The sequence below is a fragment of the Streptococcus sp. HMSC077D04 genome, from assembly GCF_001808785.1.
Lineage (GTDB): Bacteria > Bacillota > Bacilli > Lactobacillales > Streptococcaceae > Streptococcus > Streptococcus mitis_BX.
This window is the reverse complement of sequence record NZ_KV794458.1, coordinates 29,282-30,424: the sequence shown is the minus strand read 5'-3', so window position 1 is coordinate 30,424 and position 1,143 is coordinate 29,282. Positions and strand designations below refer to the sequence as shown.

Below are 1,143 nucleotides of genomic sequence, written 5' to 3'. Positions count from 1 at the left end.
GTACATTCTACTAGAAGCGAAGGCTCACCAAACAATTGTCGCACCAATGGATGGAGTTGTATCTCTAGATGGTGACAATGTCATTCTCACTAATGGAAAAGGAGAGAATGAGAGTCGTTTAACCTTGTATTCCATTCATAATGGCCGTGCGATTGAGGGAACAAGGGTCTTAACTGGTGATGTTATTGGTGAGACACCAGACGATACAGGTTTGAAAGTTTCCTATCAAAAGTATAAGAACAAGAAAGAAAAATTGGTATATGTCAATCCGCAATTTTATTTTCCAAAAGTCATTCAACTTCAGACTACTATTTTACCAGCAATTGGTCAGTTTGGTGGGGATGAGTTTGAACGAGCAAAACATATTTATGAGTTTTTGAAATCTCAAGGGGCAAGTCCCCAAGCCATTGCGGCTATTTTAGGAAATTGGTCGGTAGAATCTTCTATTAATCCTAAACGAGCTGAAGGAGATTACTTATCTCCTCCTGTTGGAGCTACCGATTCCTCATGGGATGATGAAAACTGGTTAGCGATTGGAGGACCAGCCATTTATAGTGGTGCTTATCCTAATATTCTTCATAGAGGTTTAGGTTTAGGTCAATGGACAGATACTGCAGATGGTTCAACACGTCATACTGCTTTATTGAATTATGCACATAGCAAAAATAAGAAGTGGTATGATTTAGACCTCCAACTTGATTTTATGCTTCATGGGGATAGTCCTTACTATCAAAGTTGGTTAAAGGATTTCTTTGAAAATACGGGCAGTGCAGCCAATCTCGCCCAACTCTTTCTGACCTATTGGGAGGGAAATTCTGGTGACAAACTACTAGAAAGACAAACCAGAGCAACGGAATGGTATTACCAAATTGAAAAAGGCTTTAGCCAAACAAATGGAGGACAGGCAAAGAGTGACCCGCAATCCCTTGAAGGGGTTCGTGGGGACTTGTATGATCATTCTGTTCCTGGTGGTGGAGATGGTATGGCCTATGCCTATGGACAATGTACATGGGGTGTTGCGGCTCGTATGAACCAGTTAGGATTAAAGCTAAAAGGTAGAAATGGAGAAAAGATTTCAATCATTAATACTATGGGAAATGGTCAGGACTGGGTTGCGACAGCTTCAAGTCTTGGTGGGGAAAC

At 41.0% G+C, this 1,143-nt stretch carries 1 protein-coding gene; it reads left to right on the top strand.

Features of this window, described 5'->3' with window-relative positions:
* Positions 1–1,143: phage tail tip lysozyme (locus HMPREF2701_RS10945; RefSeq protein WP_261674381.1), on the top strand; the 1,143-nt coding region annotated here is incomplete at both ends.